This is a genomic window from Paenibacillus cucumis (ex Kampfer et al. 2016), assembly GCF_019748695.1.
GTDB lineage: Bacteria > Bacillota > Bacilli > Paenibacillales > Paenibacillaceae > Paenibacillus > Paenibacillus polysaccharolyticus.
Window position 1 is genome coordinate 38,979 of record NZ_JACLIC010000012.1, and the last position, 15,688, is coordinate 54,666.

A 15,688-nucleotide genomic window follows, 5' to 3' on the forward strand; every position below is an offset into this window, starting at 1 on the left:
GTTATATCTAAAATTTCAGATATAACATTTTATAAATTTATTAAGGAGTGGTATTCCATTGAAGTCATCCAATTCGAAAGTTTACATTTTAGCAATCGTTAGTTTTTTGGTCGGCACTTCCGAATATGCTCTATCAGGTATTTTAGACAAGGTCGCCTCTTCATTTGATGTCTCACTGGCTGCAGCAGGTCAGTTAATTACCATTTTTTCTTTGATCTACGCTCTTTGTACACCTATTCTAATGGCGCTCACCGCGAGTATGGACAGAAGAAAGTTAATCGTGATCAGTATGGGCATATTTGTTGTTTCTAATATCCTTGCCTTTGTCCTTCCAGGATATGGGCTCTTTGCAGCTGCTCGGGTCATGATGGCGATTGGAGCAGGAATTGTCGTGGTCACTGCTTTGAACATTGCCGCTAAAATTGCACCGTCAGGTAAACAAGCAAGTGCGATTGCTACAGTGGTTATGGGCTTCACAGCATCATTAATCATTGGTGTTCCCCTTGGGCGAATTGCAGCTGACACTCTAGGTTGGAAATCCATGTTTGGAGGAATTGCCATTTTAGGCATTTTGGCTATAATCATTCTTTCTTTCGTCATTCCGCGTATTGAGGGGGACGCGCCTGTGCCGCTCAAGCAGCAGCTAAGTCTATTGAAAAAACCAAAAGTCGCATTAGGATTAGCGATCACTTTCTTCTGGCTGGGAGGATACTCAATCGCTTATACGTATCTCTCACCCTATTTGCTTCAAGTATCAGCATTAAATAACCAATATCTCAGTGGATCTTTGCTTGTATTTGGTATAGCAAGCATGATTGGTTCCAAGCTTGGTGGCTTCAGTGCGGATCGGTGGGGAGTTCATCGCACATTATTCAGTGGATTTGCACTACATATTCTCATGCTGATCCTGCTGTCCATTGTGACCCATACATTAGTGGGCGTAATGATCGTACTTTTGTTGTGGTCCTTTTCAGCCTGGTCTTCCGGTCCAACGCAGCAATATCATTTAACGACCATTGAACCGGAAGCTTCAGGAGTGATGCTAAGTCTTAATCAGTCCATGATGCAGCTTGCTATGGCAGCCGGTGCAGGTATGGGAGGAATCGCGATTGAAACGTTCTCTCTCTCATCGATAACCTGGATTGGTGCTGGTGGAATTGCTATCGCAATAATAGCATTAATCATCCTTAATAAAGTGAATGTTAATCATTGACTTCGATAAATTAATCGTAGATTACATTTTTACCTTCATCACTTAACTTTTTCAGAGATGAAGTCATATGATCAATTTCTGCATCCGTGTGTCGTTCCCATGAACTTAATTCAGCGACGATCTTTAGTGCGGATTTGGATCGATAGGATCGAGTCGGGTTTCCAGGGAACCGTTTATCCGTTACGTTGGGATCATTTTCGAAATCTCCTAAGGGTTCTACGATGTAAATTCGTTCTTTTGAATCAGATCGTGCTAATTCGGCACCCCATTTAGCAGCATTTAAGGTTCCGGTGAAGTAGATGTGATTCGACTTCTTGTCTTGATAATTGGATAAAAATTGCGGCTCTAATAAATCGCCAATGTTTAGTTCTACTTTGGTACCGTGAAAAAAGGGACCCGGATCTAAGACTATTTTTTTGTCATCCATTACGGACACACCTCAACTTTTAGATTTGTATTAGGGCGTGTCTGAAAACGTTGAAGAAAGCAGATTTTGCTGAATTTTCGTTCCAAGCAAGGAAGTTTTCTGCAGGCGTGCCGAGGCACGTCAAGGGAAACTGACGCAGAAGGGGGCGAAAAGGCGGTAAAAGATGCACTTCAGTAGGTTTCAAGACACGCCCTAAGCAGTATAGTGCAGGCATCGGTGAAAAAACAGTCTGTTATTCTATTTTCATAAACGTTATAATTAGAGTAGAGGAAAGATACTGTCCCGTGGAACGGACCATAATTGTTTCAATTCAGCCGCTAATTTAGCGGCTTTTTTTGTTTTTAACACGAACAGCAGTCAGCCGAAGAGGCAAGGCTGCGTCAATCACCTGCCATCGAATCCTCATTCATATTACACCTTAAACATCGAGGCATTGGATGCGTAATACGAAATAATAAATTGTTGGAATTGTTCCAATGATGAAGAGAGGTTTCGATGTTTCATCCATGACAAGCTGATCGGATATACGGCGGCATCGTCAGCAATCGGCACATAGTGCAGTCCAAGATTACGACAGACAGAGACAGGCAGCAGTGCAACCCCACGATCCAGTCTGATGATCTCGACCAATGTATGAGAATCGACCTCGAATGCCAAATGGGGAACAAAACCTGCCCTTTCACACAGCATCAAGGTGAAACGTCGGTATTCATCGTTATTGGCGAGAGAAAGAAAAGGTTCACTCGCAGCGGCGTGTAATGAAATTTGCTTTTCACTGCCATAAGCATGATCAGCAGGCAAGACAAGCACAATGTCCTCCTCGACAAGCACGCGGCTGTCAATCTCCTCATCCTGAACCGGGTAGCCGGTGATCCCCAGATCCACATCTCCTTTTTTCAGCTGTGTAATAATGTCATTTCGACTTGCAATACCTTGATGAAGCTGTGAATCGGGGAAAACTTCGATATACTCACGTATCAAACCTGATAGAAATCTTGAATTGGAGATAGAGATCCGGATCAACCTCGACAGTTCATCCTCTTTTTCCGTAATGGCCAGCTTGGCATTCTCCAGCTCAACAAAAATGCGGTTCACATGTTTCAGCAAAATTTCTCCAGCGGCATTCAGCTCAATGTTTCTGCCTTTTCGATGAAAAAGGGGAGTACCCATTTCGTCCTCCAACCGCTTTATGGTGAGACTTAACGAAGGCTGAGCGATATTTAACTGAGCAGCAGCTTTGGAGATATGTTCTGTGTAAGCTACCGTTTGAAAATATTTTAGCTGGAGAAGCTCCATTGTTATGCACTCCTTATTTATTTGAATAAATATATATAGTACTTATTATGTATTATATTAAATTTAAAGAAAGATGTAGACTTTATTTATAGCAAATAAGTAAATAAACACACAACGCAATGACATAACCAATCAATCATTAATGCAAAGGCAGGTGTCTTTTTCATGAAAATCGATGTGAACAATATCGCCAAAAACCTGAACACGCCTTTAACAGCCCCGGCATATCCAATGCCACCGTATAAATTCGTTAATCGCGAGTACCTGAACATCATCTACCGAACGGATGAACAGGCTCTGCGGGCAGCTGTTCCTGAGCCATTGCAAATCACCGAACCCTTGGTGAAATTCGAAGTGATGTGGATGCCGGACGTCTCCGGACTTGGCGCATATACGGAAGCTGGACAGGTCATTCCCGTGCAGTTTAATGGGGAAGACGGGGATTACATGCATTCGATGTACGTGGATAACTTTCCCGCCATTGCAAGTGGCCGAGAGTTAACCGCTTATCCCAAAAAGCTCGGTGCTCCCAAGCTGTACACAGACTCTGACACACTTGTCGGTACACTGGACTATGGATCACTGCGCGTAGCCACAGCAACGATGGGTTTCAAACATGTGGAGATGGACAAAGAGCTTGCGAAAAATGAAATCTGCCGTCCCAACTTTATGATCAAAATAGCTACGGATTATACCGGGAATCTGCGGATCTGCGACCTGATACGTACCCAGATTACCGACATCGAGGTGAAGGAAGCTTGGACAGGCCCGGCTCGGCTACAACTTTTTGAGCATGCGCTTGCGCCTTTGGCTGATTTACCAGTGCTTGAAGTCGTGTCTGCTTCACACATCCTGACGAACTTAACTTTGAATGCAGCACAGCCTGTATATAACTATCTGGAAGAAAAATAAGGAGGCAACACATATGAGAATTGCAATTGTAGGTGCAGGTTCACTTGGAACCATCGTTGGAGCTTATCTGGCAGATGGCGGAATGGACGTGGAGTTAATTGATGCATATCAGGAACATGTCGATGCACTTAATCAGACAGGAGCAAAAGTAACCGGAACGACCGAGTTTCAGGCCAAAGTAAAAGCCATCACCCCTGAACAAAAGTCAGGGCAATATGATCTTGTGCTGTTGTTAACGAAACAATTGTACAATGAGTCTGTATTGAAAGAATTGCTTCCATATCTGCATGAAGACAGTGTTGTATGTTCTCTGCAAAACGGAATTCCCGAAGACAACGTGGCATCTATAGTTGGGGAGCACCGTGTTATCGCGGGTTCCGTTGAGTTTGGTGCTACATTCATGGAACCCGGCGTATCCAGTCTGACCACGGCGTATCCTCAATTCAAGCAGTACGCATTCCAGATCGGTGAATTGAATGGAGAGACAACCGAGCGAATTCAGCGTGTAAAAGAAGTACTGGATCTCGTTGGGGGTACACATATCTCGGATAACCTGGTTGGAACGAAATGGTCAAAACTGCTGATCAACAATGCTTTTAGCGGTTTATCTGCTGCACTGAACGGCACGTATGGAGATATTCTGGATCATGAAGCGGGCATTCGAAGTGCGGTTCATATCATTGACGAAACGATCAAGGTCGGACATGCGAATGGAGTTTCTTTTGTCACCATGAACGGATTCGATATGGCTTCGCTTGAGCTACAGAGCGAAAAGGAAATCCCCGCACGTATTGAAACGTTACGCCATGTAATGGAACCTTCCAGATTGCTTAAAGCGAGCATGTTGCAGGATCTGGAGAAACAACGTAAAACGGAGATTCATTATATCAACGGCGTAGTTTCGAGCAAGGCTATAGGTACCGGGATTGCAACACCGTATAATGATACGGTCGTTCAACTGGTCGAAGCCGCAGAAGAAGCACAGAACGTACCTGAGTTTGTAACTAACATCTATGCGTTTGAGCAGCTTTTGAATATGTCACAGGTGTAAAACTTGAAGCTTGATGTAATCACAAATTCATAACACAAAACGCAAAACGCAAACAAAGAAGCCTTGCCTTCCACATGAGTACAAGAACTCTACGTGTGAGGGAGGGCTTCTTTTATTTGCAAACTCTAGCTTAGGGATCGTTGGCCAATCTGTCTAATCTTGCTCCACGAATTGACTCTATCGGTTGCCCTCATTGCCTGCATAATGCAACAGCATATCAACCAACTGCTTTGTCATCTGATCATCCAGTTGATGAAGTTCATGTGAGCGCTGCGTAAACATCTTCTGCAACATACCCATCATCACCGTAAATATGAACTGCGCCAGCTTAAGCGGAGGGGTAGCGTTGCGGATGCTACCGTCGGCAACTCCTGAGTTCAATGCTTCAAGCAGGAAGTGGTTCTCTTTACCGTTTTGGATAAACCGTTCATAAGTATCCTTCAATTCCGGCTGAAAATGAACCACCTCATAATTGATATCAAATAATTGGATAAAACGAATATGGTCCGGATTTTCCTTAGCAAAAGAAACCCATGCGTTCAGCATCGCTGCAAGCTGTTCACGGCCACTATCACTTTGCCTTGCAGCCTTTCCGACGTGCTCGGTCATGGTTTCAACCAACTGCATCTGAATGGTAAGCAACAGCTCATCGATCGATTGAAAATGTTTATAGAAGGTCACTCGGCTTAGATTCGCTTCAGCGCAAATGTCTTTAATCTTCACTTGAAGCAGACCGTGCTTTAGAAAAAGGTGCTTACCCGCTTCGATCAGTTCATCCCGATTCTGATTTTTTAACTGCTGATGCCAATTCTCATTCGCTTGCATATCGGTTTCCTTTCCTGGAGCGTTGTGCATTCATCGTAAGTAATAATGCTGCCAGTAACATAAAGGCACCAAAAATATACGGAAAGTTTACGTTTTTGTCAAATAGCAGACCTGCAACGAGCGGGCCGAAGACGGTTCCCAGACTAGAATAGGTCGTATTCAGGCCAGAGGCGTAACCTTGACGATCCCCGGCACTTTTGGATATCAGGGAGCTGACAGTTGGTCGCAGGAACGCATTAAATGCAAAATAAAGCGCTGATGCAAATAACAGAAATACTAGATTCACTTTAATTAACATGAGCAAGAGAGCAATCGGGGTCATGATTAAGGACAGACGAATGAGTTTGATTTCGCCCAAGCGTTTCACAAAAAAGTCCAGTAACCAGATCTGAATCACAATGCCGATAATCGCTCCCATCGTAATAATAATCGAGATGGTTGAAGCATTAAAGCCATATTTGTATTTGGCAAACAGCGAGAAGACCGTCTCATAACTCATCAAACCAAAGGTCATCACCAGGATAATCAACAAATATCCGAAATAGGGGACCTTGAACGAACTCCAGATTTGCTCGCCCATGGTGAACCCTTTTTTCTTCGACGTTGAGATTGTTCTTTTTTCAGGTGGAAGAGTCTCTGGCAAGAGAAGGGTAAGTATTGCCGCAACTAAACCCAAACCGGAAGCGACGAAATACGGCATACGTACACCCATCTCGGCAATAAAACCGCCAAGACCAGGCCCAAGCACCATTCCCAGGTTCATTGATGCACCGAAATAACCCATCCCCTTGGCACGAGTCTCCGGAGTTGTAATATCGGCCACATAAGCCAGATTGGCTGGAACCATCAGACCTAGACTGATTCCCCCGATGAAACGAGCGATATAGAGGAGAGGCAGAGATGTGGATACTGCAAAAATAAGATCAGACACGACAACCAGAAACATACCTGCCATAATCAGCTTTTTTCGTCCAAAACGGTCAGCCCATTGTCCTCCAAGCGGAGAAAATAGAAACTGGGCTGCGCCAAAGGCTGCGACCAAAAATCCGGCAACAGTGCCTCCTGCATGGAACAGCTTGAGATACTCCGGTAATATTGGAATCAGCATCCCTTGTCCAAGCAAAGCAATAAACAGATTTAACATCAAAATGAACATCGGAAAGCGGGTGGATTGTGTCATGGTACGCATACGTTTAAATTTCTCCTTCTCCATTATCTACATATTTTTATGGTTTACACACCGTTAACATTTACTCATTGTAAACCATTATAGTGTGTTATAATTCCTGTTGTAAATACATTTTTGATGGAAAAGGGTGAGACATATTGATTGATCACAACAATCAGGAAGAGTATCGAGATCCAATGAACTATGATCTGGAATTTGGCGGTGAGACGGACAAATACGAATTTTTCCTTCAACTTGCCAAGAAAAATCCGGGACATGTGCTGGAGCTTGCTTGTGGAACAGGATTAGCCACACTTTATTTAGCCGAAAGAGGAGTTCCAATTAGCGGTGTAGATATCGTAGAGCCTATGCTCGCGTATGCGAGGGTCAAAGCGAAGGATCTGCCGGTTGATTTTATCGAAGCAGATGCGCGTACGTTTGAATCCGATCAGCGATTTTCCATGATTTTTCTGACGGGAAATGCATTTCAGGCTTTTCTGAGCGATGAGGATCAGCAGGCATTGCTGCAAACGGCGTATAATCATTTGGAGCCTGGTGGCATAATTGCATTTGAGATGCGAAATCCGGACGGCAATGATTTATCGGATGAAGAAGAAGAGCAGTGGGGCACATTTGTCGATGTGGATGGCGTGACGGTTAATGTATCTGGTAGCCAGACATATGATGCCGAGAAACAGATCATGCACTGGACAACCGTTCGAAACTGGGGGCATCGTCAAACCACTTCACGCATTGCTTGCCGATTCACAGATGTGCAGACACTGCAGCAGTTGCTGGAAAAGCAAGGTTTTACCCTGGAGAAGCAATATGCGAACTGGGATCAAACGCCGTTTCAACCCTCAAGTCCAATGGTAATTAGTGTATGTAGGAAAGGGTAAGTATACATCGTAATGATTAAAATGATTGAAATGATGGATTGAAATTACATAAGTAGAAAGGGGAATGTTTGATATGACAACAACATCTAAAACTTGTAACGATTGCGGAGGTACGTCCTTTGTGGAGGCAACCGACTTTATTAATTTGCGGCCTTTGGATAAAAAGATGTCAGTTGGTTCTGAACGTGTGTATACGATTTGTCTGAACTGCGGTGAGGTTGTTTCCATTAAGGTGAAAAACCCGGAGAAGTTGGTGAATTAAATCGTTTTCGGGAGAGAAGACAAAAGGAATCCTGCACTTATAGTACGACTTGACCGTTTTATCATTTTCATCACAGGCAACCGATATGTCGGTTGTCTTTTTTGCTTTTCCCACCTTGTATTTCAAATGATACATTTAGTAGAATGATGAAGCACATACACTTGATTTTAAGAGGTTACGCTAGGATAGGGGTGCTACAATGAATCGCATTTTGCTTGTTGAAGATGATGAAAATTTTGTATTTGGAATAGAATATACGCTAACCAATGAAGGGTATGAGGTCACTCATGCGGGAACCTTGAAGGAAGCTCGCGATGCTCTTGTGCAACACGAGATAGATCTTATTTTGCTCGATATTAATTTGCCTGACGGAACGGGATATGAATTATGCAAGCAAATTCGTGTGGACTCAGAGGTGCCGATCATTTTTCTCACCGCGCTGGATGAAGAGATGAATGTGGTCGCGGGACTTGATCTGGGTGCTGACGATTATATGACCAAGCCGATTCGTACCAAGGAGCTGCTTTCTAGAATCAAGGCTGTTTTACGGCGTCATTCCCGCCCTGAACAGCATTCAAACATATGGAAATCCGACGACTTTGAAGTTCGCGTGCTGGAAGGTGTTGTTTTCAAAAACAAAAATGAAGTTCCGCTCACAACGCTAGAGTTCCGGCTGCTTCTTATGTTAATGTCCCATCCCAAACAAATATGCAGCAGGACATCAATCCTTGAGAAGTTATGGGATGTCTCTGGTGAATTCATTGATGATAATACGTTGTCCGTACACATACGCAGATTAAGGGAAAAGGTGGAGGAAACACCCGCCGCGCCTAAGTATATTGTTACAATTCGTGGGGTTGGATACAAATGGAACGCCGAAACGACAGGAGCATACCGCTGATGGTTGAAGTCATCCGTAATCCAGAGTGGAAATCTGTGTTCACCAAGTTCATCCTTGTTCAATTAGGTTTGACTGCAATCATTTATGTTGTGATGAACCTACAAACACAAAGCATTAATGAAACGGTTGTGAACCAGCACGCGGCCTTTGTTGGACAAGTGTTAAGTAAGCAACCACAGCTCGAAGATCAGCTCATTCATACGATCACTCAAGGGACAGACCCGCAGGATCTTAAGCTAGGTAAACAGATATTGTCTCGATACGGGTATACGGAGCATATGAATATTCAGGATCAGCCTGCCCTATCGGGAACAGCATTACCTGGGAATACAGCGTTGATCTTTTTCCTGTGCGGTATCCCGGTTTTGTTGCTTTTATATGGGGAGTACCGCAAGCTGTTTTCCAGAATACGCCGTGTTACATATGCAGCGGAGCAGGTAGTGGAAGGTCAATTCGATACCTCATTACCTGAGAATGCAGAGGGAGACTTCAGCGCTCTTGGCCATAGCTTTAACATGATGGCAGGCAGACTAAGTCATAGTGTAGATCAGCTGAAGCAGGAGAAAACATTTTTAAGCCATCTGCTTACCGATATATCACATCAACTCAAAACACCGCTCGCATCCCTGCTCGTATTTAATGAAAATATGTTGCATGACCCACACATGAAAGAAGACGTCCGAGCCACTTTTCTGGAACGAAGCAAGCAACAGATCGAACGCATGGAATGGCTCATTATCAGCTTGTTGAAGCTGGCAAGAGTGGAAGCGGGAGCCATCGTTTTTCAACTGCAAAACATTAAACCCAAAGACATCATTGAATCAACGGTGCAGACCTTGCAACCCTTGGCGGAGCAGAAGAAACAGACTATTGTCGTTCAAGGCGGCGAGGGCATGTTGCTGCATGCAGATGAAGAATGGTTAACCGAGGCGATTATTAATCTGACTAAAAATGCACTGGAGCACTCTCCCGTATCAGGAAAAGTTTACATTACCATGGAAGACGAAGGCTTGTTTCATTCGATTATCATCCGGGATGAGGGGGAAGGGATCGGGCCGGAACAGATCCCCCATGTGTTCACGCGATTTTACTTAGGTAGAAGCAATGCTAAACCTCACAGTACCGGGGTAGGTCTGTCCCTGACCAAGTCCATTATTGAAGGTTTGGGTGGAACGATCTCGGTATCAAGCGAGCCTGGAGAGGGAGCTGAACTCCGAATTACTTTTATGAAAACAATGTATTGAGAGGAAGCTTACAATAACGTAAGCTTCCTCTTCACTTTAACGTAAGCTTCCGAGCCTATAATAACCATATGAATACAACAATTGTTCACAGCTCATGAAGGAGGCACATGCTTTGGAAATTTTAAAAACGCGTGAATTATGTAAAACATACGGAAGTAACGACGCGAAGGTCGACGCATTGAAAGAGATTAATTTAACGGTTCAACAAGGTGAATTTGTCGCTATTGTTGGTGCGAGCGGTTCGGGGAAAAGTTCGTTACTTCATCTACTTGGAGGTGTAGATCGCCCAACCAGTGGACAAGTCCATATTGATGGGACAGACCTGTATTCTCTGAACGAAACGGATTTAGCCATTTTCAGAAGACGAAAGATCGGATTCATTTTCCAGGCGTATAATCTGATTCCGGTTCTAAGCGCAGAAGAAAATATTAAACTGCCTATGCTACTAGACCATCGTCAAGCCGATGAAGACTATGCAGACGAACTAATGAACGTACTCGGTCTAAAAGACAGAAAGCATCATCTCCCTAACCAGCTATCAGGTGGACAGCAACAGCGTACAGCCATTGGACGAGCCTTGATTAACAAACCTTCGATCATACTAGCTGACGAACCAACAGGCAATCTCGATAGCAAAAACAGTAAAGAAATTGTAGATTTGCTCACCTATTCGGTTCGAAAATACAATCAAACCTTGATTATGATTACACATGATTCCAATGTAGCCCGGAGAGCGGATCGGATTGTAAATATTAAAGACGGGGTCCTTTTCGATCAGCAATCTGGGGGCGAGAGCGATGCGTAAGTACACAGGGCTCACCGAGAAGTATTTACTTGGCCAGAAAAAAAGATCCATTCTCACCATTGTTGGCATCATTCTATCGGTAACACTTCTTACCGCTGTCGGCACACTAGCAATGAGTTATCAGGACAAACTGGTACGTCAGACAATTCAAGATTATGGAGATTATGAGGTGTCCTTCAATGGGGTTCCTGGCAAAGACGTACCTCGTATCGTAAACCAGGCCGCCATAGGCAGTGCAGGAGTCATTCATCGTATTGGTTATGCAACCATAAGTTCCACGAGTGAAAAGGAGCAAAAGGAAAATCCTTTTGCTGCGCCGTATCGTTATCTGAATGTGAAGGGATACGACTCGCAAGCCATGTCCAAGCTTCAAGTTCAGTTGGAGAGTGGACGTTTGCCACAAAAGCCTAATGAAATCATCCTGTCATCCTGGAGTCTGAATAATTTCACTTCGAAACCAGCGGTTGGTGACAAGATCACGCTGGATCTGGGAGATCGGGTCGAAGCTTCCACCGGAAAGGTGAAGAGCGTGAACTCCATTGGTGATTATGGGTGGAATCTGGATGAAAAATTCAAACCGCGTATGAAACAGCAATATACTGTTGTCGGGGTGATGAAAACAGCCAAAAATGTAACGTGGTCATCCACTTTTATCTATTCAGCGATTACGTATGATGATCATCAAAAAATCGATCCGTCTCAGAATTTTTTTATCTATGCGACCATGAAATCGATGGACAATATAAAGGAGAAGAGCGAGGCCATTCTCTCTTCATTGGGTTTAGGGAATGTGGATCAAGGTTCTGCTCAGGAGCTGAACCGTGAAAATGTGTTAAAGGATATACGCATTGAATATAACAATGAATTGCTCAAACTGTTTGGCAAGAGCACCTATGCCAACGTTAACCAAAGCTCAATGTATGCATTTGCAGCTATTGTTCTAATTATCATGGGATGCACCAGCGCGGTAATTTACAATACGTTTCATATTTCAGTGCTTGAACGCATTTCTCAGTTTGGCATGCTGCGCTGTATCGGTGCAACACCAGCCCAGATTCGCAGGATCGTATTCAAGGAAGCGACTGTGCTTAGTCTAATTGCCATTCCAATCGGTTTATTTACAGGAACAGTTCTAATGAAAGTTTTATTCTATAACATTAGCATGCTGACATTAGGCTTCTTGAACGATATGCACATGATTATTTCATTGCCTGTTCTACTTGCGGCAGCAGGTTTAGGACTGATTGTTGTCTATGTGTCAGCGCTGGGTCCAGCCAAACTGGCCTCCAACGTTTCACCGCTTGAAGCACTGAAAACCTCAGGCAGCACGGCGGTAGAGCAGGGGGATTTCAAGCGCTTATCTTTTGCAGGTAGCAAATGGCTAGGGTTTGAAGGTCGGTTTGCCAGCCGAAATATTCGGCGGAACCGAAAGAGATTCCGCATTACGGCTTTTTCGATGATTATCAGCATTGTTATGTATATTGTGTTTGGCGGCTTGGTGAACCTTCTAGGAACAACCTCTGAATCAGGCATCGATTACTCTTACTCCTTGGACTATCAAGGGATGAATAAACGTATCCCTAATTCGGTGTATAATAAGCTGGTTACACTTGATGGAGTTAAAGAGGCGTATCCGTTCTACAACCACCAGCTTCAAGCGATCATTCCGAAAGAGAAAATAAATCCGGATTACTACCAGCAGCAGAAAGAAATGTACACGGTTGAACAGGAAAACGGGTATCGGATGGGTAACAACTTTCTGACATCTTACGGTATAAACGGACTTCAGAAACTTCGTCCCAAACTCACCTCCGGAAGCATTGATGCAAGCCAAATGAATGATGAAAATGGTGTCATTGTTATCCAGAAAATCAGCATGATCACCGAAAAAGGAACTAACATGATCATTGATCAAACCCGTTTCAAGGTAGGGGATAAAATTAAGGTTCGGTCAATGGGTGACAAGCAGGCATACAAAACCGTTACTGTTGTCGGTACCGCAGACCAAGCTCCTCTCTCTGGTAAATACACCGAAAGTGCTGTTATTGAAATGATAACGACACCGAAGGTGATTGAAAACATCACGGGCGATAATGCTTATGACAGAATATTCATTCAAGCGAGTCCTGAGACAGATAACGGGGCAATTGTGGGTTATTTCAAGAGCCTTGTTCAGCAGGATGCAGGGTATAACTATCGCGATCGGGTAGAGGAGATGAAACAAGCCCGTAACGATGCGCTGACGCTAAATATATTCCTGTACGGTTTTATAGGAGTCATTGCAGCCATTGCGTTTCTGAATATTTTGAATACGGTAAGTACGAATCTTATTCTGCGGACGAAGGAGTTCGCCGTATTAAAAGCGATTGGTATGACGCAAAAGGAAATTCGTAAGATGGTTTTGCTTGAGGGTGTGTTCTATGGCGTATTTGCAGCTGTGTACGGAAGTCTTCTAGGTACAGGTTTGAGCTATGGTGTGTCCTATCTGATGAGGAATGCGGTGCAGATCGAATGGATTATGCCATGGGGCAACATTCTCATTAGCAGCTTGGGTGCTATCGCTGCCACCCTCTTAGCCTCCTACTGGCCGCTTAGACGTCTTGAACGAATTCAGATTACAGATGGTTTGCGCGGGGAAAATTAACGCGTCCAAAAGCTCGGTTGTTCGCTTTAGAACGAACAACCGAGCTTTTGGGCATGAATAAAGCATGAATAGACAAGTGGAATTATAGAATTGATCATCAGATCAAATCAGCCAATTAATTAATTAATTAATTAATGGACTAAGAAGTCGTTACTCCTTTAAGAAAAACACGTACAATTTTCTCCGCCATGACATGATGAGACTCATATTTTTGCTGATCATGCACCCGGTTCCCCATCAACATTAGAGTCGAAAAAGCCTCAGCCAAGAAAAGCGGATCTTCTTCACGAAAGATTTTCTCATCCATGGCTTTTTTAAAATGCGAGGCTAGTACGTCATGAATCTGATGCTCCGCTTCACGTATCGCATGAATCTGTTCTTGCTCCAATAAACGCTCCGCTTCACGCATCATCATTTCAATCTCACCATGCGGATTAGCAAGACGAGCTTCCGCTAATCGGATTAATCCGTCTCGTAAATGTTCCGCCTCATCCAGCATATGCGCCGTAATTTTTCTAACGTTCTGCAACATCGTTGTCATGGCTGCCACGAATAGATCCGCTTTGCCCGCGAAATGATAATATATGGTTGGTTTGGATACGCCGCATTTCTTCCCAATCTGCTGAAGGGTAACCATCTCGTAGCCAAATTCTTTAAATAGGGTAGATGCCGTATAGATAATAGTTTGTTGCATGGAAATGTCATTGTCCGTCTGCTTGGGTCTTCCGCGCAAACGTTTAGGTACTTGCTCTGGCATAGATTCGTACACACTCCTTCCACAATATTTTATGTCAAATCATAAATATAAGCAAAGAAGCTTGTAATTTTACTTACCAGTAAATATAATTAGTTCTGTAATTAAAAATGATACGTTTAAAGGTGGGCAACGAAGTTATGGCAAAAACAACCGTGCGTAAGAGCAGATGGAAGAAAATAACGATATGGATTAGTGTAATTATTATTGCCCTGGTAGCAGGGGTGTTTGCGTACCTGGCATCTGTCACATACAGCCCTTCGGAACAAGCGGAAGTGGCAATGAAAAGTGATGATCGGGTCGTTGTTAGTGAAGTGAAGAACGGTTATCAATTTGAACCTAAAGGGCAGGACATCACACAGCCTAATTTTGTGTTCTATCCCGGAGGTCTAGTGGAGCCGGCAAGTTATGCGCCTATGGCACGAGCAATAGCGGAGCAAGGACATCGTGTGTATATTACGAAGATGCCGCTGAACTTGGCGATGTTCGGGGAAAACCGGGCGGATTCGTTTCTCGCTGAACATGCGGGTGAAAGCTTTGTTATTGGTGGACACTCCCTAGGAGGTGTATTCGCTTCAAGATATGCTGCAGCGCACACAGCTCAGATCAAAGGTGTCTTTTACCTAGCTTCTTATGCGGATGATGGCGGAAGACTGGACGGAACGAACTTATCCGCACTGCAAATTACGGGAAGCAATGATGGTGTTCTGAACTGGGAATCGTGGGAAAAAGCCAAATCCAATCTTCCGAATAACACGGCATATGTAAGCATTGAAGGCGGCAACCATGGTCAATTTGGCTCCTACGGAATGCAGAAGGGAGACAACGCACCTAAGATCACAGAACAGGAACAGCTTAAGCAGGTTGTTCAGGCATTGGAAGAATGGATGAAATCAATAAAACCATAGATAAAATAAAAAAGACCGAAGTTTTCATCTGCAAACGATGAATGCTGTCGGTCTTTTTATGATTTTCTATTGAACAACGGGAGTGTTTTCCACTTCTTGGTTAACGTCTACGGAAGGCTCCGCTGCGTGCCAGAGCAAAAAAGAGGAGCAGGGCAATGATTGAGCCAACGATCGCCGGAATGATATGAAACCCGCCAATCACCGGTCCCCTTGGTCCAAGCAATTCGGTTCCTAACCAGGAACCGATAAAACCCGCAACAATGTTCCCAATTACACCGCCCGGTACGTCCCGCCCAATCAAGTTGCCACTTAACCAGCCAATAAGTCCACCAACAATAAGTACCCAGAGCAGATCCATGGTTTGTTCTCCTTTCTTCGG

The 15,688-nt window shown here is 44.0% G+C and carries 16 protein-coding genes; 10 read left to right on the forward strand and 6 right to left on the reverse strand.

Annotated elements, in window-relative coordinates; translation table 11 throughout:
• Positions 1-58 precede the first annotated feature (58 nt).
• Positions 59-1,213 (forward strand): MFS transporter, encoded by a 1,155-nt coding sequence (locus H7T88_RS08140; RefSeq protein ID WP_221788016.1) that lies wholly within the window; start codon positions 59-61, stop codon positions 1,211-1,213.
• Positions 1,214-1,223: 10 nt separating this feature from the next.
• Here the strand turns inward: H7T88_RS08140 and arr are convergent, their stop codons facing one another.
• Positions 1,224-1,640, reverse strand: a complete 417-nt coding sequence (gene arr / locus H7T88_RS08145) for an NAD(+)--rifampin ADP-ribosyltransferase (protein WP_221788018.1) — start codon at positions 1,638-1,640, stop codon at positions 1,224-1,226.
• A 411-nt stretch (positions 1,641-2,051) separates the two neighbouring features.
• Positions 2,052-2,936 (reverse strand): LysR family transcriptional regulator, encoded by an 885-nt coding sequence (locus tag H7T88_RS08150; protein WP_090916070.1) that lies wholly within the window; start codon positions 2,934-2,936, stop codon positions 2,052-2,054.
• A 165-nt stretch (positions 2,937-3,101) separates the two neighbouring features.
• Here H7T88_RS08150 and H7T88_RS08155 point away from each other — a divergent pair, with 165 nt between their 5' ends.
• Both H7T88_RS08155 and H7T88_RS08160 read left to right on the forward strand, forming a co-directional pair.
• Positions 3,102-3,848 (forward strand): acetoacetate decarboxylase, encoded by a 747-nt coding sequence (locus tag H7T88_RS08155; protein ID WP_221788019.1) that lies wholly within the window; start codon positions 3,102-3,104, stop codon positions 3,846-3,848.
• A gap of 13 nt (positions 3,849-3,861) precedes the next feature.
• On the forward strand, positions 3,862-4,899 hold the full coding sequence (locus tag H7T88_RS08160) for a ketopantoate reductase family protein (RefSeq protein ID WP_221788021.1): 1,038 nt from the start codon (positions 3,862-3,864) through the stop codon (positions 4,897-4,899).
• A gap of 177 nt (positions 4,900-5,076) precedes the next feature.
• On the opposite strand, the gene H7T88_RS08165 is transcribed toward H7T88_RS08160, so the two are convergent.
• Together H7T88_RS08165 and H7T88_RS08170 are read right to left on the reverse strand one after the other, a co-directional pair.
• Positions 5,077-5,724, reverse strand: coding sequence for a TetR/AcrR family transcriptional regulator (locus tag H7T88_RS08165; protein WP_221788023.1), 648 nt, complete (start codon positions 5,722-5,724; stop codon positions 5,077-5,079).
• Complete coding sequence (locus H7T88_RS08170) at positions 5,711-6,913, reverse strand: MFS transporter (RefSeq protein WP_221788025.1); 1,203 nt, start codon at positions 6,911-6,913, stop codon at positions 5,711-5,713. Before H7T88_RS08170 ends, H7T88_RS08165 begins: the two co-directional genes overlap by 14 nt.
• 137 nt (positions 6,914-7,050) lie before the next feature.
• Between H7T88_RS08170 and H7T88_RS08175 the strand changes: the two genes are divergently transcribed.
• The 6 genes from H7T88_RS08175 to H7T88_RS08200 all read left to right on the forward strand — a co-directional run bounded on the left by H7T88_RS08175 (position 7,051) and on the right by H7T88_RS08200 (position 13,647).
• The gene (locus tag H7T88_RS08175) at positions 7,051-7,791 is read left to right on the forward strand and encodes a class I SAM-dependent methyltransferase (RefSeq protein WP_260510786.1); all 741 of its coding nucleotides are present in this window, start codon (positions 7,051-7,053) and stop codon (positions 7,789-7,791) included.
• Between the two features lie 73 nt (positions 7,792-7,864).
• Positions 7,865-8,053 (forward strand): hypothetical protein, encoded by a 189-nt coding sequence (locus H7T88_RS08180; protein ID WP_221788027.1) that lies wholly within the window; start codon positions 7,865-7,867, stop codon positions 8,051-8,053.
• 199 nt (positions 8,054-8,252) lie between these two features.
• On the forward strand, positions 8,253-8,954 hold the full coding sequence (locus tag H7T88_RS08185; protein WP_221788029.1) for a response regulator transcription factor: 702 nt from the start codon (positions 8,253-8,255) through the stop codon (positions 8,952-8,954).
• Positions 8,954-10,198, forward strand: coding sequence for a HAMP domain-containing sensor histidine kinase (locus tag H7T88_RS08190; protein ID WP_221788031.1), 1,245 nt, complete (start codon positions 8,954-8,956; stop codon positions 10,196-10,198). The genes H7T88_RS08185 and H7T88_RS08190 overlap by 1 nt, the downstream gene beginning before the upstream one ends.
• Before the next feature lie 112 nt (positions 10,199-10,310).
• Positions 10,311-11,003, forward strand: coding sequence for an ABC transporter ATP-binding protein (locus H7T88_RS08195; RefSeq protein WP_154959114.1), 693 nt, complete (start codon positions 10,311-10,313; stop codon positions 11,001-11,003).
• Positions 10,996-13,647 carry an ABC transporter permease gene (locus H7T88_RS08200; protein ID WP_221788032.1) on the forward strand — a complete coding sequence of 884 codons (2,652 nt, stop codon included), beginning with the start codon at positions 10,996-10,998 and terminating at the stop codon, positions 13,645-13,647. Before H7T88_RS08195 ends, H7T88_RS08200 begins: the two co-directional genes overlap by 8 nt.
• A 139-nt stretch (positions 13,648-13,786) precedes the next feature.
• On the opposite strand, the gene H7T88_RS08205 is transcribed toward H7T88_RS08200, so the two are convergent.
• Positions 13,787-14,404, reverse strand: a complete 618-nt coding sequence (locus H7T88_RS08205) for a TetR/AcrR family transcriptional regulator (protein WP_221788034.1) — start codon at positions 14,402-14,404, stop codon at positions 13,787-13,789.
• Positions 14,405-14,541: 137 nt separating this feature from the next.
• On the opposite strand from H7T88_RS08205, the gene H7T88_RS08210 reads away from it, so the two are divergent.
• Positions 14,542-15,309: an alpha/beta hydrolase gene (locus H7T88_RS08210; protein ID WP_221788036.1), complete on the forward strand. Its 768-nt coding sequence runs from the start codon at positions 14,542-14,544 to the stop codon at positions 15,307-15,309.
• Between the two features lie 100 nt (positions 15,310-15,409).
• Here H7T88_RS08210 and H7T88_RS08215 read toward each other — a convergent pair whose 3' ends face one another.
• Complete coding sequence (locus tag H7T88_RS08215) at positions 15,410-15,667, reverse strand: GlsB/YeaQ/YmgE family stress response membrane protein (RefSeq protein WP_221788038.1); 258 nt, start codon at positions 15,665-15,667, stop codon at positions 15,410-15,412.
• Between the last annotated feature and the right edge of the window lie 21 nt (positions 15,668-15,688).